Source organism: Serratia sp. T13T92 (genome assembly GCF_047530105.1).
GTDB classification, from domain to species: Bacteria; Pseudomonadota; Gammaproteobacteria; order Enterobacterales; family Enterobacteriaceae; genus Chania; species Chania fonticola.
The window spans coordinates 173,455-195,801 of the sequence record NZ_JBLJAK010000005.1; the positions used below are offsets into that span (position 1 = coordinate 173,455).

Genomic DNA, 22,347 nt, shown 5'->3' on the forward strand with positions numbered 1-22,347 from the left:
TACCGGGGTTCCATGTCCAGCTCTCGCCGCCTGTTCTTCGCCTTGTCGCTACCCGATGCCTTGCAGCAGCAGGTGATCCGCTGGCGGGCCGAGGCTTTTAAACCCGAAGATGGCCGCCCGGTGGCCGCCGCCAATCTGCATCTGACGCTGGCCTTTCTCGGCGAGGTCAGTGCACAGAAAGAGCTGGCGCTAAAAACGCAGGCTGGGCGTATCACGCAGGCGGGTTTTAGCCTCAATCTGGACGATCTTGGCCACTGGCCGCGCCCCGGAGTGGTATGGTTGGGCAGCAAACGCCCCCCACGCGCGCTGTTACAGTTGGCGGAATTGCTGCGTTCGCAAGCGGCCCGCAGCGGCTGTTATCAAAGCCCGCTGCCGTTTCATCCCCATATCACGCTATTGCGGGCAGCAACCCAACCGGTCGCCATTCCTCCTGGTACGCCGGGTTGGCCGTTCAACGCCAGCCATTTCTCTCTCTACCAATCGTCGTTTGAACAGGGCCGTACCCGCTACCACGAATTGGATCAGTGGCCACTCGGCCCACAGGATAAATCATGATCTTTGACCCACCGCTAAAACCGGCCACGCTCATCAAGCGCTACAAGCGTTTTCTGGCCGATGTGATCACTCCCGAAGGTGAAACCTTTACCCTGCACTGCGCCAACACCGGCGCCATGACCGGCTGTGCTACGCCAGGGGACACCGTTTGGTACTCCACCTCGGACAACGCCAAACGCAAATATGCCCACAGTTGGGAGCTGACACATACCCAGGCTGGCGACTGGATCTGCGTCAACACCCTGCGTGCCAACACTCTGGTTCGTGAAGCTATTGAACAGAATGTAATCAGTGAATTATCCGGTTACAGTAAAATCACCGGCGAAGTGAAATATGGCGGCGAAAACAGCCGTATCGATTTGTTATTACAGGCAGAAAATCGGGTTGACTGCTATATTGAAGTTAAGTCAGTCACACTATTGCAACATCAACAGGGCTACTTCCCTGATGCCGTAACGCTGAGAGGGCAGAAGCATCTGCGTGAGTTGCAAAACGTGGTTGAACAAGGGCAGCGGGCGGTGCTGTTCTTTGCCGTGTTACACAGCGGCATCGATCGGGTCACCCCAGCAAATCATATAGATGAGCATTATGCGGTGCTACTAGCGCAGGTTCAGCAGTTGGGAGTGGAAGTTGTTTGTTACGGGGCAAAATTATCACCTGACGGTATCTCGCTGAGCGCTAAGTTACCGTTTTTTATTGGCTAGCGGTGCCGGGCACAAATAAATCGACAACCGGATATTGCGTCGCCAAATACGCCTTCCTTCACACCATTGTCAAGCAGGCGACAGGAATAATTGCCATCCCTCTTCCCTTCTGTTATTTATAGCGGCCTGTTTTTCCCCCGTATTGGGGATTCGACATACCCTACTAGCATTAAAGGGTATAGTGCGTGTGTATGTAGGAGAAGCAATATGCAAGAAGGGCAAACCCGTAAAACCTCGTCCTTGAGCATTCTCGCCATCGCTGGGGTGGAGCCGTATCAAGAGAAACCGGGCGAAGAGTACATGAACGACGCCCAGTTGACGCATTTCAGGCGCATCCTTGAAGCATGGCGCAACCAACTCAGGGACGAAGTCGATCGTACTGTGTCGCATATGCAAGAAGAGGCAGCCAACTTCCCGGATCCGGCAGACCGTGCCACTCAGGAAGAAGAGTTCAGCCTCGAACTGCGTAACCGTGACCGCGAGCGCAAACTGATCAAAAAGATCGAGAAAACGCTGAAGAAAGTAGAAGACGATGATTTCGGCTTCTGCGAGTCTTGCGGCGTGGAGATTGGCATTCGTCGCCTTGAAGCGCGTCCGACTGCCGATTTGTGCATCGACTGCAAGACGTTGGCCGAAATCCGCGAAAAGCAGATGGCCGGCTAAGCAGTTGTTACCTCCTGCGGCGCGTGCTAATAACGCGCGCCGCACAGAGTTAAGGGAAGCAATCCCTTCAGATATGCTAGCAAGTCACTATGTGGGGCGCTTTGCCCCATCGCCTTCCGGGGATCTGCATTTCGGTTCGCTGATTGCCGCTCTGGGAAGCTACCTCCAGGCTCGTGCTCAACGCGGGCAATGGCTGGTACGTATTGAAGATATCGACCCTCCGCGTGAAGTCGCCGGAGCTGCCGGGCGTATCTTATCCGCACTTGAACACTATGGTCTCCACTGGGACGGCCAGGTCATCTATCAGTCCCAACGCTCTGAAGCTTACCGCGCAACCCTTGATTGGCTGCAACGCCAGGATCTCAGCTATTACTGCACCTGTACCCGCAGCCGCATCCAGCAGATCGGCGGTTTGTACGATGGCCATTGCCGCCAGTTACGGCTTGGCCCGCAGGGTGCCGCAATCCGCTTACGTCAATCAAACCCGGTATATGTCTTCCACGATCGGTTGCAGGGCGAGCTACGGGCCGATCCGGCGCTGGCACAGGAAGATTTCATCATCCGCCGCCGCGACGGCCTGTTTGCCTACAATCTGGCGGTGGTGATCGACGATCATTTTCAAGGCGTGACCGAAATCGTCCGCGGTGCCGATCTGATCGAACCCACGGTGCGCCAGATTGCGCTGTATCAGCAATTACAGGCACCGGTTCCCGACTATGTGCATTTGCCACTGGCGCTGGGGAACAACGGCATTAAACTGTCGAAGCAAAATCATGCTCCCGCGCTGCCCACTGGCGATCCACGGCCAGTACTGGTTGCTGCCCTGAAGTTTCTGCGCCAACCGCTGCCAGAAAACTGGCAAGATCTTGATCTGCCGTTATTATTGAGCTGGGCGGTTGAGCATTGGCAGTTGGCAAATGTGCCACGTCAGCAAGCGATCCCACAGTGTGAAAACACAACGGCATTCTCAAAACAGCCGGGGTAAGCTATGATTAGCCGCTATTTTTTGTTAGCGCCATTTTTATCCGTCACTATCGAGGTGTACCATTTTTACCCGAGTAGCCAATTTCTGCCGTAAGGTACTAATCCGCGATGACAAGTTGACCCGCGAAGATGCGCCGGCCAGCGATAAAAACCAAGTCCGCGAAGAAAGCGCGCCTGCAGAACCGTTAGCAACAACGCCACCGCGCTCTACCGAGAGCGGCAGGGAAACACCTGCCCGCCGTCCTGCGCCGCGTAAACGCCCGCCATTTGTAGCCGCAGAGGGAACGCGCTCAATGACCGTTATCCCCCGCGATCAACATGCGATCTCGCGCAAAGATATCAGCGAAAATGCGCTGAAGGTGCTGTATCGCCTGAATAAATCTGGCTATGAAGCCTATCTGGTCGGCGGCGGTGTACGCGATCTGTTGCTCGGCAAAAAGCCGAAAGATTTCGACATTACCACCAATGCTACCCCTGAGCAGGTGCGCAAACTGTTCCGCAACTGCCGCCTGGTAGGCCGCCGTTTCAGGCTGGCACACGTGATGTTCGGGCCGGAAATCATCGAAGTCGCCACCTTCCGTGGCCACCACGAACAGAGTCAGGAATCTGACAAGAACTCTTCCCAGCAGGCCCAGAACGGCATGCTGCTGCGCGATAACATCTTCGGTACCATCGAAGACGATGCCCAGCGCCGCGATTTTACCATCAACAGCCTGTATTACGGCGTAGCCGACTTTGCCCTGCGTGATTACGTTGGGGGCCTGCGCGATCTGCAACAGGGCGTGATCCGCCTGATCGGCGATCCGGAAACCCGCTACCGCGAAGATCCGGTGCGGATGCTGCGCGCGGTACGCTTTGCCGCCAAGCTGGATATGACCATCAGCGAAGAAACCGCCGAGCCTATTCCACGCCTGGCCTCGCTGCTGCACGAAATTCCACCGGCTCGCCTGTTTGAAGAGGCGCTGAAGCTGCTGCAAACGGGTTACGGTTACCAGACCTACCTGAAGCTGTGTGAATATCAGCTGTTCCAGCCGCTGTTCCCATTGATCGCGCGTAACTTCACGCCGAATCACGACACGCCGATGGAGCGCATTCTAGAGCAGGTACTGAAAAATACCGATCACCGCCTGCAAAACGACAAGCGCGTCAACCCGGCGTTCCTGTTTGCCGCCATGCTGTGGTACCCACTGCTGGAGCACGCACAGAAACTGGCGCAGGAAAGCGGCCTGGCCTATTACGACGCCTTTGCCCTGGCCATGAACGATGTGCTGGACGAAGAGTGCCGTTCACTGGCAATCCCCAAACGAATCACTACACTGGTACGTGACATCTGGCAACTGCAGTTACGCCTGTCCCGTCGTCAGGGTAAGCGTGCGCACAAGCTGATGGAACACCCTAAATTCCGTGCGGCGTATGATTTGCTGGCACTGCGTGCCGAAGTGGAAAACAACCCGGAGATGCTGCGTCTTGCCGAATGGTGGGATGAATTCCAGGTGGCCACCGCGGCCCGCCAGAAAAACATGCTGAGCACGCTAGGCGAAGATCCGGCACCGCGTCGGGCTCGTCAGCGCCGCCCACGCCGCAGGTCTCCAAATAACGAAGGAGCATAATGATCCGCGTTTATATCGCGCTGGGTAGCAATCTGGCGCAACCTTTGCAACAGGTGAATACCGCGCTGGAGGCGTTGGAGCATATTCCACGCACCCGTCTGATCGTTTGTTCACCGCTGTACCGCACCAAGCCGCTGGGGCCACAGAACCAGCCGGATTATCTCAACGCGGTGGTGGCACTGGATACCCAGTTGCCACCGGAACAGCTGCTCGATCACACCCAGGCGATTGAACGCAATCAGGGCCGAGTGCGCAAAGATGAACGCTGGGGCCCTCGCACGCTGGATCTGGATATGATGTTGTACGGCGATCTGGTGATCAACACCGAACGCCTCACCGTGCCCCATTACGGCCTGAAAGAACGTGAATTTATGCTCTACCCGCTGGCGGATATCGCTCCGGATCTGATATTCCCAGACGGTGAAACCCTCGCGGAGTGCTTACAACGCGTGCCAAAAAACGGCATGACGCTGTGGCATCAGCCCAAGGGTTGAATACCACTCCCAGACAACGTTAACGTCGCGATAAACCCACCTTCCGGCCGATTGGCAAAGCTCACCCGCAGTCCGTGCAAGCTGGCAATCCGCTGTACAATGGACAAGCCCAGCCCGCTTCCCGTCTGTTCCTGCCCCGGTGGACGATAAAAGCGCTCCCCCAGTCTTTCCAGATGCTCAGCCGTGACGCCAGGGCCGTCGTCCTCCACCGTCAGTTGCCGCTGGCTGAGCGTGACCGTTACCGTGCCACCGGCCGGAGTGTAACGTACCGCATTGTCCACCAGATTGCGCACCAACAACGATAACAGGAGCGGCTGGCCCGATAGTGCAGGAGGTTCACCCTGCTGCTGGTAACGCAGTGTGATCCCGGAGGTATGCGCCTGTCGATCCAGTTCTGCCAGGGTCATCGGCACCAGTTGGCACCAGTCGACCAAGGCCAGATCGTGCAAATCGGCGAGCGAGTCAAGCCGGGACAAGGTGAGCAGTTGATCCACCAGGCGCGTGGCTCGATCGATACCCACCGTCAGGTTGTTCACCGCATGTTCACGCATGGGTACATCGTCCCCCGCCAGTTGCACCACCTCGGTCTGCACCCGCAATGCGGCCAATGGGCTGCGCAACTCATGGGCAGCATCCGAAGTAAACCGACGCTCACGCACCAGCAGGCTATTAATGCGCGTAAACAGCGTATTCAACGCTTCCACCAGCGGGCGCACCTCACTGGGTACCTGGTGTGCATTCAGCGGCGTAGCGTCGTCTGGAGCTCGTTGGCGTAGGCTGGCGGCCACCTCGCGCAACGGTCTTAGCTCGCGGCCAACCATCAGGGCGATCAGCAACATCAGGATCGGCAACGTCACCAGCCAGGGCAGCAACTGCCCCATCACCAATCCCAACGCCATATCATGCCGATAATCCCATTCCTGGCCGACCACAATGCGGTAACGCCCATCCGGGCTGGTGAGCCATAGCAACCGCCAACTGTCGCTATCTCCTTTGCGTTGACCATCTACAAATCCTTGCCGCTCGCCGTCAAACTGAAAATCCTCACCGTTCTCACCGTCGTTGAGCAGCATGCGCCCATCGTGGGAAAAGATGGCGAACGCCAACGCATCATCGTCCTGCTCTCCGCGCTTGCCGTGGTTCAGCATCTTCTTGGTTTTTGGCAGGCTGCGCACTTGCTGATTAGCCAGCAAATCCCCCAGATCGGCGGTCGCCAGCCGTTTGGCAAACAGCATCTGTTGGGTGTCGAACACTTCGTTGATATTGTGGCGCGTCATCATCCACGCCACCACGCTGGCGGAACACCAGGTCAGCAATGCCAGCAGGCTGAAGATCAGGATCAGCCGCAACCGCAAACTCAATGACTTCACGGCTCATCCCCCAGCGTGTAGCCCACGCCATGTACGGTGCGGATAAAACCGTTACCCAGCTTGCGCCGCAGATGATGGATATGGACCTCAACCGCGTTACTGCTCACGTCGTCATCCCAGTTATACAGTTTTTCCTGGATCAGCGGCCGTGCCAGCACACGCCCCTTGTTGTGCAGAAACAGTTCCAGCACCGCCAGTTCGCGCGGGGTCAACGTCACGGGCTCACCGTTGCAGCTCACGCTGCGGGATGCGGCATCAAACACCAGGTTGCCGTGGACCAATTGAGGCGTCAGTTGCCCATGGCGGCGGCGGATCAACGCCTGTAACCGCGCGGCAACCTCCGTTAGAGCAAAAGGCTTGCACAGGTAATCATCGGCTCCGCTTTGCAACCCGCTGACACGCTGTTCCAACGCGTCACGCGCGGTCAGGATCAGCACCGGCACATCCTGCCCGGCCTGACGCCACTGGCGCAACAAATCCAACCCGTCCAACCCCGGCAAGCTGAGATCGAGGATCACCGCATCATAAGGTGCACTGTCCAGGGCGTTCTTACCGACGATGCCATCGGTGAACCAGTCGAGGTTAAACCCCAGCTTGGTCAAGCCCGCCTTGATGCCATCACCGATCAGTTTGTCATCTTCAATCAACAGAATTCTCATGCGCTCTCCCTTTGGACAGACCATTACATCATAAGCTTCTTAAGAACATCTTAACCATCAGCATCGGAGCTACCCACCCCTGAAGGGTTACAGTAGAATGACAACACTTTTTACCACCGTGCTACAAATCCAGGCCGCGCGGTTACTGCAGGAGACGTTGTGATGAAACCTACCACCCTGAGCCATTTACGCCAGTGGAAGCAGGAGCAGCGCAAGTTTGCGACTATTACCGCCTACGATGCCAGCTTTGCCCAGCTGTTTGAAGAACAAGGTATTAAAGTATTACTGGTCGGAGACTCGCTGGGAATGACGCTGCAAGGGCATGACTCAACGCTGCCGGTAACCGTGGCCGACGTGGCTTACCATACCCGCGCGGTACGTCGTGGGGCACCAGCCAGCCTGCTGTTGGCCGACCTGCCTTTCATGAGTTACGCCACGCCTGAGCTTGCCTGCCAAAGCGCGGCCGAGGTGATGCGCGCCGGGGCCAACATGGTCAAAATAGAAGGCGGCAGTTGGCTTTGCGAAACGGTGAAAATGCTCGCGGAGCGCGCCGTCCCCGTCTGCGGCCATCTCGGCCTCACGCCACAGTCCGTCAACGTGTTTGGCGGCTACAAGGTGCAGGGGCGTGACGAGTTGGCGGCCAAGCAACTGCTGATCGACGCCCAGAATCTGGAACTGGCCGGTATGCAACTGCTGGTGCTGGAGTGCGTACCGACCGAACTGGCCCGCCAGGTTACTGAAGCCTTGTCGATCCCGGTGATCGGTATTGGTGCCGGCAACGCTACCGATGGCCAGATCCTGGTGATGCATGACGCCTTGGGGATCACCGGCGGCCATACCCCTAAATTTGCCAAAAACTTTCTGGCGCAGGGCGGCGATATTCGCGGTGCCGTGCAGCTGTATATTCGGGAAGTCGAGCAAGGTATTTATCCCGACGAAGAGCACTCGTTCAACTGAGTGACCGGCCACGATTGATAGCTAACTAGCTTATCCCCTGGTACTTCAACACCGGGGGAGACACCGAGGAGTTATGGAATGGTAATTATCGAAACCCTGCCACTGCTGCGCCAACAGATCCGCCGCTGGCGGCAAGAGGGCAAACGCGTTGCGCTGGTGCCCACCATGGGCAATCTGCATGAGGGCCATATGACGCTGGTGGAAGAAGCTCGCGCCCGTGCCGACGTGGTAGTAGTGAGCATTTTCGTTAACCCGCTGCAGTTCGAACGTGCAGACGATCTGGAGCGCTATCCGCGCACCTTGCAGGAAGACTGTGAAAAGCTCAATCGCCGTAATGTCGAGTTGATCTTCGCCCCTGCCCCGGCAGAAATTTACCCCAAAGGGCTGGAAGAACACACCAGCGTCGACGTACCGGTGATCTCCACCATGTTGGAAGGCGCCAGCCGTCCGGGCCACTTCCGCGGTGTCTCCACCATCGTCAGCAAACTGTTCAATCTGATCCAACCGGATCTGGCCTGCTTTGGCGAGAAGGATTATCAGCAGTTGGCGTTGATCCGCAAGATGGTGGCGGATATGGGCTATGACATTGATATCGTTGGTGTACCAACGGTGCGGGCCAAAGACGGGCTGGCGCTTAGCTCCCGCAACGGCTATCTCACCGCAGAAGAACGCAAGATCGCGCCACAGTTGAGCAAAATCATGAACGCCCTGGCAGAGCAGCTCGGCAACGGCGAACGCCACGTCGAAGAGTTGCTGGCGCAGACGGCCGAAAAGCTGCGCGCAGCAGGTTTCACCCCAGACGAGCTGTTTATTCGCGATGCCGACACGCTGCAACCGCTGGGCGTAGAAAGCCGCCGGGCCGTGGTGCTGATGGCCGCCTGGTTGGGCAAAGCCCGCCTGATCGATAATCAACAGGTCGATCTGACGCAGTAAGCCCTTTATTGTACAGTCGTTGCCGTTTTTACCCGGTTGGCGGTAGACTGGCCGGGTTTTCGGTGACGATAAATAGTGCAAGGAAGCAGTTCTTCTTCAGCCGCCTGAAAAGGCCGATATTCAGTTAGGTAACGCTATGATACGTACTATGTTGCAAGGCAAGCTGCATCGGGTGAAAGTGACTCAGGCTGACCTGCACTACGAAGGCTCCTGCGCCATTGACCAGGATTTTCTGGAAGCCGCCGGGATCTTGGAATATGAAGCGATCGATATTTACAACGTGGATAACGGCCAACGTTTCTCCACCTATGCCATCGCCGCCGAACGCGGTTCGCGCATTATTTCGGTCAACGGTGCGGCCGCCCGCTGTGCCTGTGTGGGTGACAAACTGATCATCTGTTCTTACGTGCAGATGAGCGATGCCGATGCCCGCCAGCACCACCCCAAAGTCGCCTACTTCGAAGGTGACAATCACCTGCAACGCAAGGCAAAAGCCGTCCCCGTTCAGGTTGCCTAAAAAATCGGGCGCTTTCAGCGCCCGTCTTCTCTCTATTCTGTTACCGTCACACCTGGCAACGCACCAGGCTTGTTGGCTATCCGCTCCGCCATGGTAGGGATGGAGTCGGTACGCAGGATATACAGCCGTTTTAAAGTATAAGGATTATCACCCGGTTTCACTTTGCCCTGCACCGTGGTCACGGCCAAATGCAGACCGGCATCTTTTGCCGCCTGGATCGCCTTTTGGTTATAGCCACCAAATGGATAGGAAAGGTACAGCACATGCGGGTTAAATTGCTCTAGCGCCCGTCTTGAGTGTTCAAAGTCGAATTCGATATTATGCAGTGAACGGCTAAGCAGGATCGGCCTACGGTTGCCATCTGTACGATGTAGGAAATGGGTGTGTGACTGGATATCAAACACATCCTGGATCGTTTTCAGCTCTGAAATGCTCATAAACTGCAGTGAATCCGGATTCCATTTCTGTGGGTGACGTTTGATACGCGAAGAGATGATAAACGCCGTAGCGCGGAAACCGTAATCCTTCAGTACCGGATACGCATAGCGATAAACCGACTTCAACCCGTCATCAAAAGTCAGCAGCACCACTTTGCCCGGCAGGTTGATTTGATTATTCAGGTAGGCTTCCAGCTGATACATCGAGATGGTGTCATAACCCGTCTGCTTCAAATAGGTCATCTGGTTGCTGAAGGCCACATCCGAGGTGGTCGTCGAGGTATTGCGGAAACGTTTGTTCTCTTCGTTTTTCAGCAGGTGATGATAGGTCAGCACCGGAATGCCGTTGTCGACTTCGCAGTCCAACTCACTGACAAATCCCAGACGGTCGCCGATATTGACCTCATACCAGGTGTTATTCAGCCGATCTTTCAGCTTGCCGATAATCGGATAGCGCAGGTTCTCTTCCAGTACGCCAAAGATTTCACTTTTATTATCCGCCGCCGTGTAGACGTTAATTGCGCGCTGAGTGATCAGATTCTGATTGGTCAACGGTTTGTTCAGATCTCCCAGATCGTCCTTCACCTTACGAGTTTTGCTGATGGCGCGAACGTCGTTTTTATCGATAAAGCCGGTGCCATGACCAAACTTGAGCTCGTAATATTCCGCATCCGCCGGGAACATCTGGATCAGTTGCCCTTTTTTCACTTCACCGACCGGGATCACATGCTCACCGATCAACGAATAAACCTCGCTGTTACGCTGCACTTCCATGTATTGGGCTTGAATAGCACTGTCTTCCGACAGCAAATCCGCCAACGCCGCCGGTGCCAACAGCGACATAACAATGCCGAGTAGCCCTGCTGCTATCTTATGTTGAGGCTGCATGGTTTGTTCTGCTTACGAGTGCGTCATGAAAAAATGAAGAAAATGTGGAGCGCCAGCATAGCACGATTTAAATCGCCGGGAGAAAGGGCTTATTGCCTTAATTCTATAGATTTAAGTGATGTATGTGCTAAATCAATAAACGCCCTCCCCCGGCAACAGGGGGAGGGAAATGACATCAGGAACGCAAGCCGCGGCCACGCTCAATCAGATACCAGGCCAGCCCGTAGAACACCGCAATGAACGCTACCAGCACCAGCATGGTCAGCGCTAACGGCACGTCGGAAATGCCCAGGAAGCCGAAGCGAAAACCGCTGATCATGTAGACGATAGGGTTCAGTTTGGAGACCGCCTGCCAGAACGGCGGTAACAGCGTCAGCGAGTAAAATACCCCGCCCAGATAAGTCAGCGGCGTCAGCACAAAGGTCGGGATCAGGCTGATATCGTCGAACGTGTTGGCAAAGACGGCATTAAGCAAACCGCCTAGCGAGAACAGGATCGCCGTTAATAGCAGCGTCACCGCAATCACCCACCATGAATGGACTACCAGGGGAACGAAGAACAGCGAGATCACCGTTACCAGGATCCCCACACAGATACCACGCGCCACGCCACCGCCAACATAACCGGCAATCACCACGTGCGTCGGCACAGGTGCCACCAGCAGCTCTTCAATATTCCGCTGGAACTTGGCACTAAAGAAAGACGCCGCCACGTTAGCGTAGGAGTTGGTGATCACCGCCATCATGATCAGGCCCGGCACGATAAACTGCATATAATCAAAACCGTGCATCTCACCAATACGCGACCCAATCAGGTTGCCAAAGATGATGAAATACAGGGTCATGGTGATCACTGGCGGTACCAGCGTCTGGATCCAGATGCGGGCGAAGCGGTTGATCTCTTTGGCCCAGATGCTTTTCAAGGCCACCCAATACAAATGCATCATGCTTGTTCTCCATTGCCATTCACCAAGTTGACGAACAGCTCTTCCAGCCGGTTGGCCTTGTTACGCATACTCAGGACCTGGATCCCCTGCGCGCTCAGTTGGGTGAACAGACCGTTCAGACCTTGCTCACGCATCACTTCCACTTCCAGCGTAGAGGTGTCCGTCAAACGGCTGTGGTAACCCTCAAGATGGGGCAATGGGCTTTTCGCCGCCAGATCGAGGATGAAGGTTTCGGACTTCAGCTTGGCCAACAGCCCCTTCATCGAGGTGTTTTCTACCAGCTCACCGTTCTGGATGATGCCGATATTGCGGCACAGCATTTCTGCCTCCTCCAGATAGTGCGTGGTCAGGATAATGGTGGTGCCCTGGGCGTTCAGCTCTTTGAGGAAGCCCCACATCGAGCGACGCAGCTCGATATCCACCCCAGCAGTCGGTTCATCGAGGATCAGCAGTTTGGGCTGATGCATCAGCGCACGGGCAATCATCAGACGGCGTTTCATCCCGCCAGACAGCATACGCGCCCGCTCGTTACGTTTACCCCAAAGATCGAGCTGATTGAGGTACTTTTCTGCCCGCGCCATCGCCTCGCGACGTTCCACGCCATAATATCCCGCCTGGTTGACCACAATCTGCAGCACGGTTTCAAACGGGTTAAAGTTGAACTCCTGCGGCACCAGCCCGAGCTGACGCTTGGCGTTAACGATATCCTTATCGATATCGTAACCAAACACTCGCACCGTGCCCGCCGTCTTGTTGACCAGCGAACTGATAATGCCGATGGTGGTGGATTTCCCTGCGCCATTCGGCCCCAGCAGGGCATAAAAGTCCCCCGCCTCCACGTTCAGATTGATACCGCGCAATGCCTTGACGCCACCCGCGTAGGTTTTGGTCAGCTGCGCTATTTCCAGTGCATAATTCATAAGTTATGAGAGTACCTTGTGATGGAGTTGGCTGCCGAACTTGTCTAAGAGGGAGTTTATCATCAGCGGCCTTATTACCGAGTTGAATCCGTGCGAATTCCATAGGGCAGAAAATTGCTTAACTGTTCCGATTTCCAAATTGTGACGCTTGCCATATATTACATCAACGCAATTCGTTCATAACAGGCCAATAACCGCCATGCAAGAAATCGAAAGGCTTATCGCCAATAACCAAGCCTGGTCCGCTAACATCAACAAGGAAGATCCCGGCTTTTTTGAACGTTTGGCTCAAGCACAAAAACCGCGATTCTTGTGGATCGGCTGCTCAGACAGCCGCGTGCCTGCCGAACGCCTGACCGGCCTGGAGCCGGGTGAGCTGTTCGTTCACCGTAACGTCGCCAATCTGGTGATCCATACCGATTTGAACTGCCTGTCAGTGGTGCAGTATGCCGTCGACGTGCTGGAGGTGGAACATATCATTATCTGTGGTCACCTGGGCTGCGGTGGGGTAGAAGCGGCAGTAGAGAACCCGGAACTGGGGTTGATCAACAACTGGCTGCTGCACATTCGCGATCTGTGGTACAAGCACAGTTCCCTGCTCGGCGAGCTGGAACCGGAACAACGTCTGGATGTGCTGTGCGAGATCAACGTCATTGAGCAGGTGTATAACCTGGGTCACTCAACCATCATGCAGTCTGCCTGGAAACGCGGCCAGAAAGTGATGATCCACGGGTGGGTGTACGGGATCCAGGACGGTCGTCTGCACGATCTGGAAGTCACCGCCACCAGCCGTGAGAGCCTGGAGATGGGCTACCGCAAAGCGATAGCCACACTCAAGCAGGAGAAAGGCCTGTTCTAGCGCCTTATCAGGGTTCAGCGCCCTGCTGAACCCTGGCCGGATTATTCGTCCAGCATCACCACTTTGCCGATGTAAGGCAGATGGCGATAACGCTGGGCGTAATCGATGCCATAACCCACTACGAACTCGTCCGGGATCGGGAAGCCGACATATTCCACCGGTACTTCAACCTCACGGCGCTCAGGCTTGTCCAGCAGCGTACAAATCGCCAACGACTTCGGCCCACGCAATGCCAGGATCTCGCGCACCTTGTTCAGGGTGTTGCCGGAATCGATGATGTCTTCGACGATCAATACGTCTTTACCGCGGATGTCTTCATCCAGATCTTTGAGGATTTTCACGTCGCGGGTGGTAGACATGCCGCTGCCGTAGCTGGAAGCGGTCATGAAATCGACCTCATGCGGCACCTCAATAGTGCGGCACAGATCGGCCATAAACATGAAAGAACCACGCAGCAGCCCGACCAGCACCATATCGCTGCCGCTATCGCGGTAGTCTTCGGTGATCTGGCGGCCAAGTTCAGCAATACGGGTCTTAACTTCCTGCTCGGAAATCATTACTTCTACAGTGTGTTTCATAGTTTTCAGGTCAGTTGCCGGAAGAAGGGCGCAGAGTTTAGCATAGCTGGCGGGCGGTGGCGACGCGAGTGCGTCACCACTTTACAGGCTGCGGCGTGACAAGCCGCAGCCAGGGATAACTTATTCAGCTACGGTAAAGCCTAGCATCATCCCTGTATCTTCATGTTCCAGCAGGTGGCAGTGGGCCATATAGGCCTGATCGGCACTGGCCAGGTGATTGAAGCGCACCAGCACTTCGCTGCGCCAACCTTCTACCAGCACCGTATCTTTCCAACCTGCCCGGTGGGCCGCCGGTGGCTTGCCGTTTTCCGACAGAATGCGGAACTGGGTGCCATGGATATGGAACGGGTGCAGCATCATGTCGCCTTCACCAGAGATGGTCCATTTCTCATATTTGCCCCGTTTAGCCTCAAATGCGGGCTTGTTCATATCGAAGGCTTTGCCATTGATGGTGTTGGCATGGCTGAAATCAAACGGCTTGCTGCCATGATCCATCTTGCTGTGGTCCATTCCCGCCATGTTGCTCTGATCCATGCCTTGCATCTTACTATGGTCCATACCAGCCATGTTACCCGCGGCATTGCCGTGATCCATGCTCATCCCGGCCATCGCCTGATGACCATAGCGATCCATCAGAGCCTGCATCCCCAGCATATCCAGCTTAGGATCCATCATCAGTTGCAACCAGCGTTCCTGAACCCCGGCCAGCGATGGCAGCGCAGGCAATTTCACCAGGTTGTCCGGCATGGATTTCACGCCCAGCGCCAACGATGGTTGAATATGCAATACCGGCAGCGGCTGGTCGAACGGGGCCAACGTCATACCCATTTGCTTCACCGGCAGGGTAACGATATCGAACGGCTTACCATCGGAGGCATCGACCAACACTTCAAAACGCTCGCCCATCAGCATCGGCAGTTCGGTCAGCTTAACCGGTTCGCCCAGGAAGCCACCGTCACTGGCAATCACGTATAATGGCCGATTGTCGCTGGTGGACAGGTTAAGCGAGCGGGCGTTACAGCCGTTCAGGAAACGCAGACGCAGCCAGCCGCGTGGCGCGATGTGTTGCGGATAGCTGGCACCGTTGGTGAACATGCGGTCACCAAACCAGCCCACGGCCGCGCTCATGATATCCAACTGATATTCGATTTGGCCGTCTTTGCCCAAGCGCTTATCTTGCAGGATCACGGGAATATCATCTGTTCCCCAGGTTTTCGGCAAGGGCAACTGGCTGCTTTCGTCATCTTCCAGCAGCACCAGTCCCCCCAGCCCCTTCATCACTTGCTCGCCGGTTTTGCCATGCGTATGGGGATGGAACCAGCAGGTAGACGCTGGCTGATCGGCAGTGAAACTCACCGTCCGGGTGGTGCCAGGTTGGATTAAAGCGTGTGGACCACCGTCGACATTACCGGGGATCTCTAAACCGTGCCAGTGCACCGTGCTGGCCTCTGGCAGTTTATTACTGATATCCACCGTCACCGGCTTACCCCGTTGCAAACGGACCGCAGGGCCAAGCAACGCACCGTTGATCCCCCAGGTGCGGGTAGCCACGTTAGGCAACCAGTTCATCTCACCGGTTTGCAGCGCCAACGCGATCTTTCCTTGCGCATCTGGCGTCAAAATCGGTGGGATCGGCAAGGCTGGGCGATCGGCGGCCCAGGCGGCACGGCTCCATAATGGCAAGGCGCTTGCGGCACCTATTGCGGCGGTCAGTTTGATAAAATCACGGCGTAACATCGCTGGTTCCCTTTTCTCAGTGATCGAAAGCTTAAGGTCCGCAGCCTAAACCCTCCCCTTAGTGGAAGGTCAAGAGCTACTATTAAGGAGTGTTAAGCCCACATAATTAATTTGGTGCCTTTACAGCCAAGTGTGGTAACGTCAGCAGATATTGAACAGGTCTATTTCATGATGAAAAAAACAACGTTATTGATGCTATTGCTGACTATGCTGGGCTTTTCCAATGCCAGCCTGGCGCTGAATGAATCCGAAGCGGAAGATCTGGCCGATCTGACCGCGGTGTTTGTCTATCTCAAAAACGACTGTGGCTATAATGATTTGCCCAACGCGCAAATCAAACGCGCCATCGTGTACTTCGCCCAGCAAAACCGTTGGGATTTAACTAACTATAATAGCTTTAATATGAAATCCCTGGGTGAAGACAGCTACCGCGATCTCAGCGGCATTGCTATTCCTACCCCCAATAAGTGCAAATCTCTGGCGCGCGACTCCTTGAGCCTTCTGGCCTACGCCAACTAACTTCCCCCTGCTTTCTCTCAGCCTTGCCAACGATAGCTGGCAGGGTTTGCTATCGCCTATTTGTTGCCCTGCCGACAATGCTGTAATTTGCCACACGGAGGGTTTATGATGTTGCGCTCATTTTTCATGGTTGTTATTACGGAGTAACCCGCACATGACCCAGAAAGAGATTTGGTATGAAACGCTGCATGCCAACTTTGGCCAGTACTTCTCAGTGGAGCAGGTACTTTACCGTGAGAAAACCGAACATCAGGATCTGGTGATCTTTGAAAACCCGGTGCTGGGCCGCGTGATGGCTCTCGATGGCGTGGTGCAGACCACCGAGCGCGATGAGTTTATCTATCACGAAATGATGACCCACGTGCCGCTGCTGGCCCATGGCCAGGCCAGGAAAGTGCTGATTATCGGCGGTGGCGACGGCGCTATGCTGCGTGAAGTCTGCCGTCATCAGGGCGTTGAACATATCACCATGGTTGAGATCGACGCGGGCGTGGTGGAGTTCTGCCGCCAATACTTACCGAATCACAACGCCGGGGCCTATGACGATCCCCGCTTCAAGCTGGTGATCGACGATGGCGTCAATTTCGTCAACCAGAGCGACGAAAAGTTCGACGTGATTATTTCTGACTGTACCGATCCGATCGGCCCCGGTGAAAGCCTGTTTACCTCGGCGTTCTATGAAGGTTGCGCACGCTGCCTCAACGAGGGTGGCATCTTCGTAGCCCAGAACGGCGTCTGCTTCCTGCAGCAGGACGAAGCGGTCAACAGCCACACCAAGCTCAGCCAGTATTTTAACGACGTCAGCTTCTATCAGGCAGCGATCCCGACCTATTACGGCGGCATCATGACCTTTGCCTGGGCCAGCCAGAACCCGGCCTTGCGCCAGTTGGATGTCACCACACTGCAACAACGCTTTCATCAAAGTGGCTTAGACTGCCGCTACTACAATCCGGCAATTCACGCTGGCAGCTTTGCCCTGCCGCAGTATTTGCTTAATGCACTGAACGTTTCACGTTAAGCGAGAAGATAGGGGCTAAAACTAATTGCAAAAGATTAAACTGCACGGCTTCAATAACCTGACCAAAAGCCTGAGTTTTTGTATTTACGATATTTGTTATGCCAAAACCGCAGACGATCGCGATGGCTATATCGCCTACATTGACGAACAGTACAATGCCAACCGCCTGACCGAGATCCTCAGTGAAACCTGCTCGATCATTGGCGCCAATATTCTCAACGTCGCCCGCCAGGACTACGATCCACAAGGCGCCAGCGTCACCATCCTGATGAGCGAAGAGCCTGTCGATCCGAAAGACGTGGATACCTCTGAGCACCCAGGGCCGCTGCCAAAGTCGGTGGTGGCACATCTGGATAAAAGCCATATTTGTGTCCACACCTATCCGGAAAGCCACCCAGAAGGCGGTCTGTGTACCTTCCGGGCCGATATTGAAGTCTCTACCTGCGGCGTGATTTCACCGCTCAAAGCGCTGAACTATCTGATCCATCAGTTGGAATCCGATATCGTCACCATGGACTATCGCGTACGCGGTTTCACCCGCGATGTAGCCGGCGTGAAGCATTACATCGACCATGAGATCAATTCGATCCAGAACTTTATGTCCGAGGATATGAAGGCGCTGTACCACATGATGGATGTGAACGTGTATCAGGAGAACATCTTCCACACCAAGATGCTGCTGAAGGATTTCGATCTGAAGCACTATCTGTTCAACGCCAGGCCGGACGAACTGAGCGAGGCGGAGCGGAAAAGGATCACCGATCTGCTGTGGAAAGAGATGCAGGAGATTTACTACGGGCGCAATATTCCGCACCTGTGATAGTAGGCGGGCGCGGCATGCAGCGCCCCTACGCCACGAGCTCCGAGTTAAATTTGTAGGGGTCGAACATGTTCGACCCGATTAAACCCATTGCGCGTATTCCACGAGCGGAGCATGCAAGCCCCCTGGTTGAGGTTACACCAGATGCAAGCCTGCGGGTAAATCCGCCAGTTGCTGCTGTGCGGTGGCAGGCAGCGCCTTATCGGTGACGATATCCGTCAGGTTGCCAAGCGGAGCCACACAAAATAATGAATAGGCTGCGTATTTACTGCTGTCTGCCAACAGCACTCGTTGGCGGGCATTGGCCATCAGATCTTGCTTCAAACCCGCCTTCTCTTCGGTTGGCGTAGTAATGCCTTTCTCAATACTCCACGAGTTACAGCTGACAAACGCAATATCCGGGTAGATCCCTCGCAGCAACCTCCGCCCATGATCGCCGACGCAGGACTGGCTGCTGTCATCAATACGGCCACCAATGATGGTCACTTCGATCTGTTTAAATCCTGAGAGAAACAGTGCGATATGCAGATCGGCGGTGATCACTCGTAGCGGGAGGTGGGTCAAGTGCCGCGCCAGCTCCAGCATGGTGGTGCCTGCGTCCAGCACCACTGCGTCACCGGCTTTAACCATCGTGGCAGCATACAGGGCGATCGCCCGCTTCTCCTGCGGGTTACGCAGCTGCTTTTCGTTAGTGGTGGGCTGTGCGGGGATAAAACGGTTGAGAGCCACGCCACCATGGCTACGATTTATGATCCCCTGCTCATCCAGCTTGATTAGATCGCGCCGGATGGTGGCAGGAGAAGCATCGATAGCGCTGACTAATTGCTCAACGGTGACCAGATTATGGGCTTTCAGGTATTCCAGAATCTGGTCCTGGCGAGTTTGTGGCTTCATGTCGTCCGTGGTATCACGCCAACTGAGTGGCTAATTTAATCGAGATCGCCATGCTCTCAGACTTGGCTTTACCTGTCCAGGCAATATCAAACGCGGTACCGTGGTCGGCAGAAGTCCGGATAAACGGCAAGCCCGCCGTGATGTTAACCCCGTCGTAGAAGCCCAGCAGCTTGAGGGGAATATGCCCCTGATCGTGATACATGGCGACCACCATATCGTACTGGCCTTCATAAGCCTGCAGGAAGACGGTATCCGGTGGGCACGGGCCTGAGACATCGATCCCCCGCTGTTTTACTGCCGCAATCGCCGGGCTGACGATGTTGATCTCTTCATCGCCAAACAGGCCATGTTCACCCGCGTGGGGGTTAACGCCCGCGACCGCGATCCTTGGATGTTTAAAACCGACGCGCTTGAGGAAGGTATCCGCCATCGTCACCACCGTTTCGATCCGCTCGGCATTCAGCGTATCAAGGAACTTGCGCAGGGCGATATGAGTGGAAACATGGATCACCTTCAGCTTATCGGTGTACAACACCATCGCATAATCCCGGCTGTTGGTCAGTTTTGCCAACAGCTCCGTATGGCCTGGATACAGATGCCCGGCCAGATGCAGGGCCTCTTTATTCAGCGGCGCCGTGGCGATGGCCATCACCTCACCCGCCATGGCCAGTTCGGTGGCACGCTTTACGCATCGGTAAGCCAGATCGCCCGCTTGTGCCTGCACTTTCCCCGGTGTCAGCGCTGCGGGATCCTCTAGCGGTTCATCAATCACGTTGATAATTCCGGGCGCAAAGCGTGCCTCCGAAACCTTCAGGATCGGCCTCAATTCGACCTTTGGCACGATCCCCAATGCCTGAATGCGTTGCAACGTTTGCAGACAGCCCACCACGACCGCTGGCGTTCCCGCCAACTCGCCTTCAGACAGCGCCTTAATGATAATTTCTGGCCCAATGCCTGCCGGATCGCCCATGGTGACCGCAATCGTGTTATTTGCCACTGTACATCTCCTCAATAAAATAAAGTGCATCCCGCAACGTTGAAGCACCGCCAAATCCGCCGGCCTTGGTGATCACCGGCAGATCGTCGATCTCGCTGTTGACGAAAGTGCCACAGGGCACACAAGGAACAACCTCACTGGTAATACGGTAACCTTCCGCGCCCAGCGCTCTCGCAACCGCAATGGCGATGTCACCACCGGTCAGGAACAAGCCACCAATCTGAGCCTGATTGATAATCGCCAAGGTGATGGAGCCTAATGTCTGGCTGATTTTATCCCCCAACTGCTGGCGCGAAAGGTCATGCTTTTCACACAGCGTATCGATCATCTGGCGGGCATCGGCATCTCTACAGGTGCGTAGTACACAGTGCTGCCGATCTCGCAGTAGGCTGACGGCCTGGCGAATAATTTCATCTACCGCAGACTGGCTGTGCGGTTGCAACAAGGCTTCGACATCAATATCCAGTATGCCGAGCGACTTTTCTTCTGCGGCAAACACAATCTGCTGCCGGGTCGCTTCACTCATCGATCCGGCAACCACCAGCACAGGCAGGCGCTGACGAGCGGCCAGATAGCTGCTGGCTGACAATGCATTTGCCAGCCCGGCAGCGCCCACCAGCAGATAACGGCAGCCGAGTTGCTGGATTGCCTGCGCCAACTGCGCCAGATCGCCATCCGTTTCAGCATCCACTACCACAATCGCTGGCCCGTTGTGGCTCAGGAGCGGTAACTCGCGGCCTAGCTCGCCACTGCGTACTACCTGTAAATCCAACTCGTGGATCGGATAGGCAGTCTGCAAGCCAATCAAGGTCTTGATATGAGAAGACACGATCGGCGTTTTCGGATCGCTGGCGAACTCGGTCTCCACCAACGGTACGCCGTGAACCCGGCATTCACCATTGAGCGTTACCCGACCCGCTGCAGGGATGGCTGCGGCCACGATAGCCAACTGCGCACCGCTGGCGATCATCGCCGCTTCGATTTCTGCCCCTACGTTACCGCGAAAAGTCGAGTCGATTTTTTTATACACCAGGGGCGGCGTATCGCTCTGGCAATAAGCCCGCAAGGCTTCGCTCACCTTGGCGCTCGCCATTGCAGGAGATAACGCCCGGCTTTCGGTATTGATCACCAGCACATCCGTGCGCCGGGTAGACTGTGGTAGCTCGTTGAGCACTACATCGGTACGCGCGCCCTTTTTTGCCAATTGCACACCGGTATCGTTGGCTCCGGTAAAATCATCGGCAATCACGATCATCTTCATGCTGTCTCCTTCAGCGCTGCGCCCTTCGCGGCATTACGCTTCGCCACCCAAGAGCTGAGAATCGGGGTCAGTATGGCGGTGGTGATCACCGAAGCGGCAATCAACGGGGCCGCAGCAGCCGCGACGCTAGCCAAAGAAGGATCCGCCTGGGCAATCGCCAATGGCGTCGCCACCGCATTACCGGCAGTGCTCGATGCAGCCGCACCGGCAATTCCTGAGCCACCCACCAGCCGATCGGCGCGAATATTAAAGAAACCGCCGACAAAAGTGGTCAACACGCCAAGCAGAACCCCGGCCATACCGCCTTGCAGTAACATTTCCAGATTGATGCCAGCACCGAGCGCGAAGGCAAAGAATGGGATCAGGATTGGGCCCCCCTTGGTGAGGAAGTCGCGCATCTGATGATCCAGATTACCCAACATCATCCCTACCAGCAGGGGAACCAACACCGCCACCAGCGCCATCAGTGGGATATTCGCCATACCTGCCGCACCCAACGCGATCATGGTGAAGAACGGCCCGTCATTCAGGGATAGGATCGAAATCGCCCCTACGTCCCGCTCATTACCAAACTCACCTACCAACGCCGCATACAGGCCACCGTTGGAGTTACTCATTGCGGCAATGATCGCCACACCGGTCAGGCCGAAAATACCTTCCGCACCAAACAGATGTTCAACGCCTAACCCCAGAGCCATGGCTACCAACAGCTTGGTCAGGGTTATGGTGCCGCCTTGCAACAGTGCCTGCGGAGCCGCCTTGAAGCTGATGCCGGCCCCCATGCACAGCAGGAAAGCACCAATCAGTGGAGCCGCACCGTTTTTAAACAGTGCCGTGGTGAAGCCGCCGATATCCAGCGCCTGTGGAGCAAAGGTGTTGATCATTGCGCCAAGCACCAGTGGGACGACCATCATCCCCCCAGGGATTTTCTCTATTGTCGCCTTAATTTTCATCCTACCCTCGTCATTATGATTTATTTTAATCAAAATGATTATATTGAATCAAAAAATAAAAAATCGGCGCTGTG

The 22,347-nt window shown here is 55.5% G+C and carries 24 protein-coding genes; 13 read left to right on the forward strand and 11 right to left on the reverse strand.

The features are described from left to right. Positions 1-12: 12 nt before the first annotated feature. From thpR to folK, 6 genes are all read left to right on the forward strand, one after another. The gene (gene thpR, locus ACMV5I_RS08110) at positions 13-555 is read left to right on the forward strand and encodes an RNA 2',3'-cyclic phosphodiesterase (RefSeq protein ID WP_414824093.1); all 543 of its coding nucleotides are present in this window, start codon (positions 13-15) and stop codon (positions 553-555) included. Next, a complete protein-coding gene (sfsA, locus tag ACMV5I_RS08115; protein ID WP_202727624.1) occupies positions 552-1,259 on the forward strand; it encodes a DNA/RNA nuclease SfsA in 708 nt (235 codons plus the stop codon). The genes thpR and sfsA overlap by 4 nt, the downstream gene beginning before the upstream one ends. A gap of 207 nt (positions 1,260-1,466) precedes the next feature. Next, positions 1,467-1,922 carry an RNA polymerase-binding protein DksA gene (gene dksA / locus ACMV5I_RS08120; RefSeq protein WP_021179742.1) on the forward strand — a complete coding sequence of 152 codons (456 nt, stop codon included), beginning with the start codon at positions 1,467-1,469 and terminating at the stop codon, positions 1,920-1,922. 73 nt (positions 1,923-1,995) lie between these two features. Further along, positions 1,996-2,907 (forward strand): tRNA glutamyl-Q(34) synthetase GluQRS, encoded by a 912-nt coding sequence (gene gluQRS / locus ACMV5I_RS08125; RefSeq protein ID WP_414824094.1) that lies wholly within the window; start codon positions 1,996-1,998, stop codon positions 2,905-2,907. 292 nt (positions 2,908-3,199) lie between these two features. Further along, positions 3,200-4,516: a polynucleotide adenylyltransferase PcnB gene (gene pcnB, locus ACMV5I_RS08130; RefSeq protein WP_024484352.1), complete on the forward strand. Its 1,317-nt coding sequence runs from the start codon at positions 3,200-3,202 to the stop codon at positions 4,514-4,516. After that, positions 4,516-5,010, forward strand: coding sequence for a 2-amino-4-hydroxy-6-hydroxymethyldihydropteridine diphosphokinase (gene folK, locus ACMV5I_RS08135; RefSeq protein WP_121607788.1), 495 nt, complete (start codon positions 4,516-4,518; stop codon positions 5,008-5,010). Before pcnB ends, folK begins: the two co-directional genes overlap by 1 nt. Here folK and qseC read toward each other — a convergent pair. Beyond that, positions 4,995-6,380: a quorum sensing histidine kinase QseC gene (qseC, locus tag ACMV5I_RS08140; RefSeq protein ID WP_414824095.1), complete on the reverse strand. Its 1,386-nt coding sequence runs from the start codon at positions 6,378-6,380 to the stop codon at positions 4,995-4,997. The two genes, folK and qseC, sit on opposite strands and share 16 nt — an antisense overlap. Beyond that, complete coding sequence (gene qseB / locus ACMV5I_RS08145; RefSeq protein WP_024484349.1) at positions 6,377-7,039, reverse strand: quorum sensing response regulator transcription factor QseB; 663 nt, start codon at positions 7,037-7,039, stop codon at positions 6,377-6,379. Before qseB ends, qseC begins: the two co-directional genes overlap by 4 nt. 162 nt (positions 7,040-7,201) lie before the next feature. Between qseB and panB the strand changes: the two genes are divergently transcribed. The 3 genes from panB (at position 7,202) to panD (ending at position 9,446) form a co-directional block, all read left to right on the forward strand. Further along, on the forward strand, positions 7,202-7,996 hold the full coding sequence (gene panB / locus ACMV5I_RS08150) for a 3-methyl-2-oxobutanoate hydroxymethyltransferase (protein WP_024484348.1): 795 nt from the start codon (positions 7,202-7,204) through the stop codon (positions 7,994-7,996). A 78-nt stretch (positions 7,997-8,074) separates the two neighbouring features. Continuing rightward, a complete protein-coding gene (gene panC, locus ACMV5I_RS08155; RefSeq protein ID WP_202810895.1) occupies positions 8,075-8,929 on the forward strand; it encodes a pantoate--beta-alanine ligase in 855 nt (284 codons plus the stop codon). 136 nt (positions 8,930-9,065) lie between these two features. Beyond that, entirely contained in the window at positions 9,066-9,446 is a 381-nt protein-coding gene (gene panD / locus ACMV5I_RS08160) for an aspartate 1-decarboxylase (RefSeq protein WP_024484346.1), read from the forward strand. 32 nt (positions 9,447-9,478) lie between these two features. Here panD and ACMV5I_RS08165 read toward each other — a convergent pair whose 3' ends face one another. The 3 genes from ACMV5I_RS08165 to ACMV5I_RS08175 all read right to left on the reverse strand — a co-directional run bounded on the left by ACMV5I_RS08165 (position 9,479) and on the right by ACMV5I_RS08175 (position 12,637). Next, on the reverse strand, positions 9,479-10,771 hold the full coding sequence (locus tag ACMV5I_RS08165) for a polysaccharide deacetylase family protein (RefSeq protein ID WP_414824096.1): 1,293 nt from the start codon (positions 10,769-10,771) through the stop codon (positions 9,479-9,481). Positions 10,772-10,946: 175 nt separating this feature from the next. Beyond that, a complete protein-coding gene (locus ACMV5I_RS08170) occupies positions 10,947-11,717 on the reverse strand; it encodes an ABC transporter permease (RefSeq protein WP_024484344.1) in 771 nt (256 codons plus the stop codon). Further along, the gene (locus ACMV5I_RS08175) at positions 11,714-12,637 is read right to left on the reverse strand and encodes an ABC transporter ATP-binding protein (protein WP_024484343.1); all 924 of its coding nucleotides are present in this window, start codon (positions 12,635-12,637) and stop codon (positions 11,714-11,716) included. Before ACMV5I_RS08175 ends, ACMV5I_RS08170 begins: the two co-directional genes overlap by 4 nt. A 199-nt stretch (positions 12,638-12,836) precedes the next feature. Between ACMV5I_RS08175 and can the strand changes: the two genes are divergently transcribed. Then, positions 12,837-13,496 carry a carbonate dehydratase gene (gene can / locus ACMV5I_RS08180; protein WP_024484342.1) on the forward strand — a complete coding sequence of 220 codons (660 nt, stop codon included), beginning with the start codon at positions 12,837-12,839 and terminating at the stop codon, positions 13,494-13,496. 41 nt (positions 13,497-13,537) lie between these two features. On the opposite strand, the gene hpt is transcribed toward can, so the two are convergent. Both hpt and cueO read right to left on the reverse strand, forming a co-directional pair. After that, positions 13,538-14,074 (reverse strand): hypoxanthine phosphoribosyltransferase, encoded by a 537-nt coding sequence (gene hpt / locus ACMV5I_RS08185; RefSeq protein ID WP_071681992.1) that lies wholly within the window; start codon positions 14,072-14,074, stop codon positions 13,538-13,540. A 120-nt stretch (positions 14,075-14,194) separates the two neighbouring features. Continuing rightward, positions 14,195-15,811 carry a multicopper oxidase CueO gene (cueO, locus tag ACMV5I_RS08190; protein ID WP_414824097.1) on the reverse strand — a complete coding sequence of 539 codons (1,617 nt, stop codon included), beginning with the start codon at positions 15,809-15,811 and terminating at the stop codon, positions 14,195-14,197. A gap of 171 nt (positions 15,812-15,982) precedes the next feature. On the opposite strand from cueO, the gene ACMV5I_RS08195 reads away from it, so the two are divergent. From ACMV5I_RS08195 to speD, 3 genes are all read left to right on the forward strand, one after another. Beyond that, positions 15,983-16,330 (forward strand): YacC family pilotin-like protein, encoded by a 348-nt coding sequence (locus tag ACMV5I_RS08195; protein WP_037375824.1) that lies wholly within the window; start codon positions 15,983-15,985, stop codon positions 16,328-16,330. A gap of 154 nt (positions 16,331-16,484) precedes the next feature. After that, positions 16,485-17,348, forward strand: a complete 864-nt coding sequence (gene speE / locus ACMV5I_RS08200) for a polyamine aminopropyltransferase (RefSeq protein WP_024484339.1) — start codon at positions 16,485-16,487, stop codon at positions 17,346-17,348. Between the two features lie 25 nt (positions 17,349-17,373). Further along, a complete protein-coding gene (gene speD / locus ACMV5I_RS08205) occupies positions 17,374-18,168 on the forward strand; it encodes an adenosylmethionine decarboxylase (RefSeq protein WP_414824098.1) in 795 nt (264 codons plus the stop codon). Positions 18,169-18,303: 135 nt separating this feature from the next. On the opposite strand, the gene ACMV5I_RS08210 is transcribed toward speD, so the two are convergent. Genes ACMV5I_RS08210 through ACMV5I_RS08225 form a run of 4 tightly spaced genes read right to left on the reverse strand, consistent with a single transcriptional unit; the run spans position 18,304 to position 22,273 of the window. After that, positions 18,304-19,062: a DeoR/GlpR family DNA-binding transcription regulator gene (locus ACMV5I_RS08210; protein ID WP_202810893.1), complete on the reverse strand. Its 759-nt coding sequence runs from the start codon at positions 19,060-19,062 to the stop codon at positions 18,304-18,306. Between the two features lie 13 nt (positions 19,063-19,075). Next, positions 19,076-20,089, reverse strand: coding sequence for a D-threonate 4-phosphate dehydrogenase (locus tag ACMV5I_RS08215; protein WP_237737017.1), 1,014 nt, complete (start codon positions 20,087-20,089; stop codon positions 19,076-19,078). Further along, a complete protein-coding gene (dtnK, locus tag ACMV5I_RS08220; protein WP_414824100.1) occupies positions 20,049-21,320 on the reverse strand; it encodes a D-threonate kinase in 1,272 nt (423 codons plus the stop codon). Before dtnK ends, ACMV5I_RS08215 begins: the two co-directional genes overlap by 41 nt. After that, positions 21,317-22,273, reverse strand: coding sequence for a 2-keto-3-deoxygluconate permease 1 (locus ACMV5I_RS08225; RefSeq protein ID WP_174333014.1), 957 nt, complete (start codon positions 22,271-22,273; stop codon positions 21,317-21,319). The genes dtnK and ACMV5I_RS08225 overlap by 4 nt, the downstream gene beginning before the upstream one ends. Between the last annotated feature and the right edge of the window lie 74 nt (positions 22,274-22,347).

What these genes read in the sequence shown, in the direction of transcription:
- thpR (WP_414824093.1), top strand. Translation starts at nt 13, where the DNA reads ATGTCCAGCTCTCGCCGCCTGTTCTTCGCCTTGTCGCTACCCGATGCC.
- sfsA (WP_202727624.1), top strand. Translation starts at nt 552, where the DNA reads ATGATCTTTGACCCACCGCTAAAACCGGCCACGCTCATCAAGCGCTAC.
- dksA (WP_021179742.1), top strand. Translation starts at nt 1,467, where the DNA reads ATGCAAGAAGGGCAAACCCGTAAAACCTCGTCCTTGAGCATTCTCGCC.
- gluQRS (WP_414824094.1), top strand. Translation starts at nt 1,996, where the DNA reads ATGCTAGCAAGTCACTATGTGGGGCGCTTTGCCCCATCGCCTTCCGGG.
- pcnB (WP_024484352.1), top strand. Translation starts at nt 3,200, where the DNA reads ATGACCGTTATCCCCCGCGATCAACATGCGATCTCGCGCAAAGATATC.
- folK (WP_121607788.1), top strand. Translation starts at nt 4,516, where the DNA reads ATGATCCGCGTTTATATCGCGCTGGGTAGCAATCTGGCGCAACCTTTG.
- qseB (WP_024484349.1), bottom strand. Translation starts at nt 7,039, where the DNA reads ATGAGAATTCTGTTGATTGAAGATGACAAACTGATCGGTGATGGCATC.
- panB (WP_024484348.1), top strand. Translation starts at nt 7,202, where the DNA reads ATGAAACCTACCACCCTGAGCCATTTACGCCAGTGGAAGCAGGAGCAG.
- panC (WP_202810895.1), top strand. Translation starts at nt 8,075, where the DNA reads ATGGTAATTATCGAAACCCTGCCACTGCTGCGCCAACAGATCCGCCGC.
- panD (WP_024484346.1), top strand. Translation starts at nt 9,066, where the DNA reads ATGATACGTACTATGTTGCAAGGCAAGCTGCATCGGGTGAAAGTGACT.
- ACMV5I_RS08165 (WP_414824096.1), bottom strand. Translation starts at nt 10,771, where the DNA reads ATGCAGCCTCAACATAAGATAGCAGCAGGGCTACTCGGCATTGTTATG.
- ACMV5I_RS08170 (WP_024484344.1), bottom strand. Translation starts at nt 11,717, where the DNA reads ATGATGCATTTGTATTGGGTGGCCTTGAAAAGCATCTGGGCCAAAGAG.
- ACMV5I_RS08175 (WP_024484343.1), bottom strand. Translation starts at nt 12,637, where the DNA reads ATGAATTATGCACTGGAAATAGCGCAGCTGACCAAAACCTACGCGGGT.
- can (WP_024484342.1), top strand. Translation starts at nt 12,837, where the DNA reads ATGCAAGAAATCGAAAGGCTTATCGCCAATAACCAAGCCTGGTCCGCT.
- hpt (WP_071681992.1), bottom strand. Translation starts at nt 14,074, where the DNA reads ATGAAACACACTGTAGAAGTAATGATTTCCGAGCAGGAAGTTAAGACC.
- cueO (WP_414824097.1), bottom strand. Translation starts at nt 15,811, where the DNA reads ATGTTACGCCGTGATTTTATCAAACTGACCGCCGCAATAGGTGCCGCA.
- ACMV5I_RS08195 (WP_037375824.1), top strand. Translation starts at nt 15,983, where the DNA reads ATGAAAAAAACAACGTTATTGATGCTATTGCTGACTATGCTGGGCTTT.
- speE (WP_024484339.1), top strand. Translation starts at nt 16,485, where the DNA reads ATGACCCAGAAAGAGATTTGGTATGAAACGCTGCATGCCAACTTTGGC.
- ACMV5I_RS08210 (WP_202810893.1), bottom strand. Translation starts at nt 19,062, where the DNA reads ATGAAGCCACAAACTCGCCAGGACCAGATTCTGGAATACCTGAAAGCC.
- ACMV5I_RS08215 (WP_237737017.1), bottom strand. Translation starts at nt 20,089, where the DNA reads ATGCACTTTATTTTATTGAGGAGATGTACAGTGGCAAATAACACGATT.
- dtnK (WP_414824100.1), bottom strand. Translation starts at nt 21,320, where the DNA reads ATGAAGATGATCGTGATTGCCGATGATTTTACCGGAGCCAACGATACC.
- ACMV5I_RS08225 (WP_174333014.1), bottom strand. Translation starts at nt 22,273, where the DNA reads ATGAAAATTAAGGCGACAATAGAGAAAATCCCTGGGGGGATGATGGTC.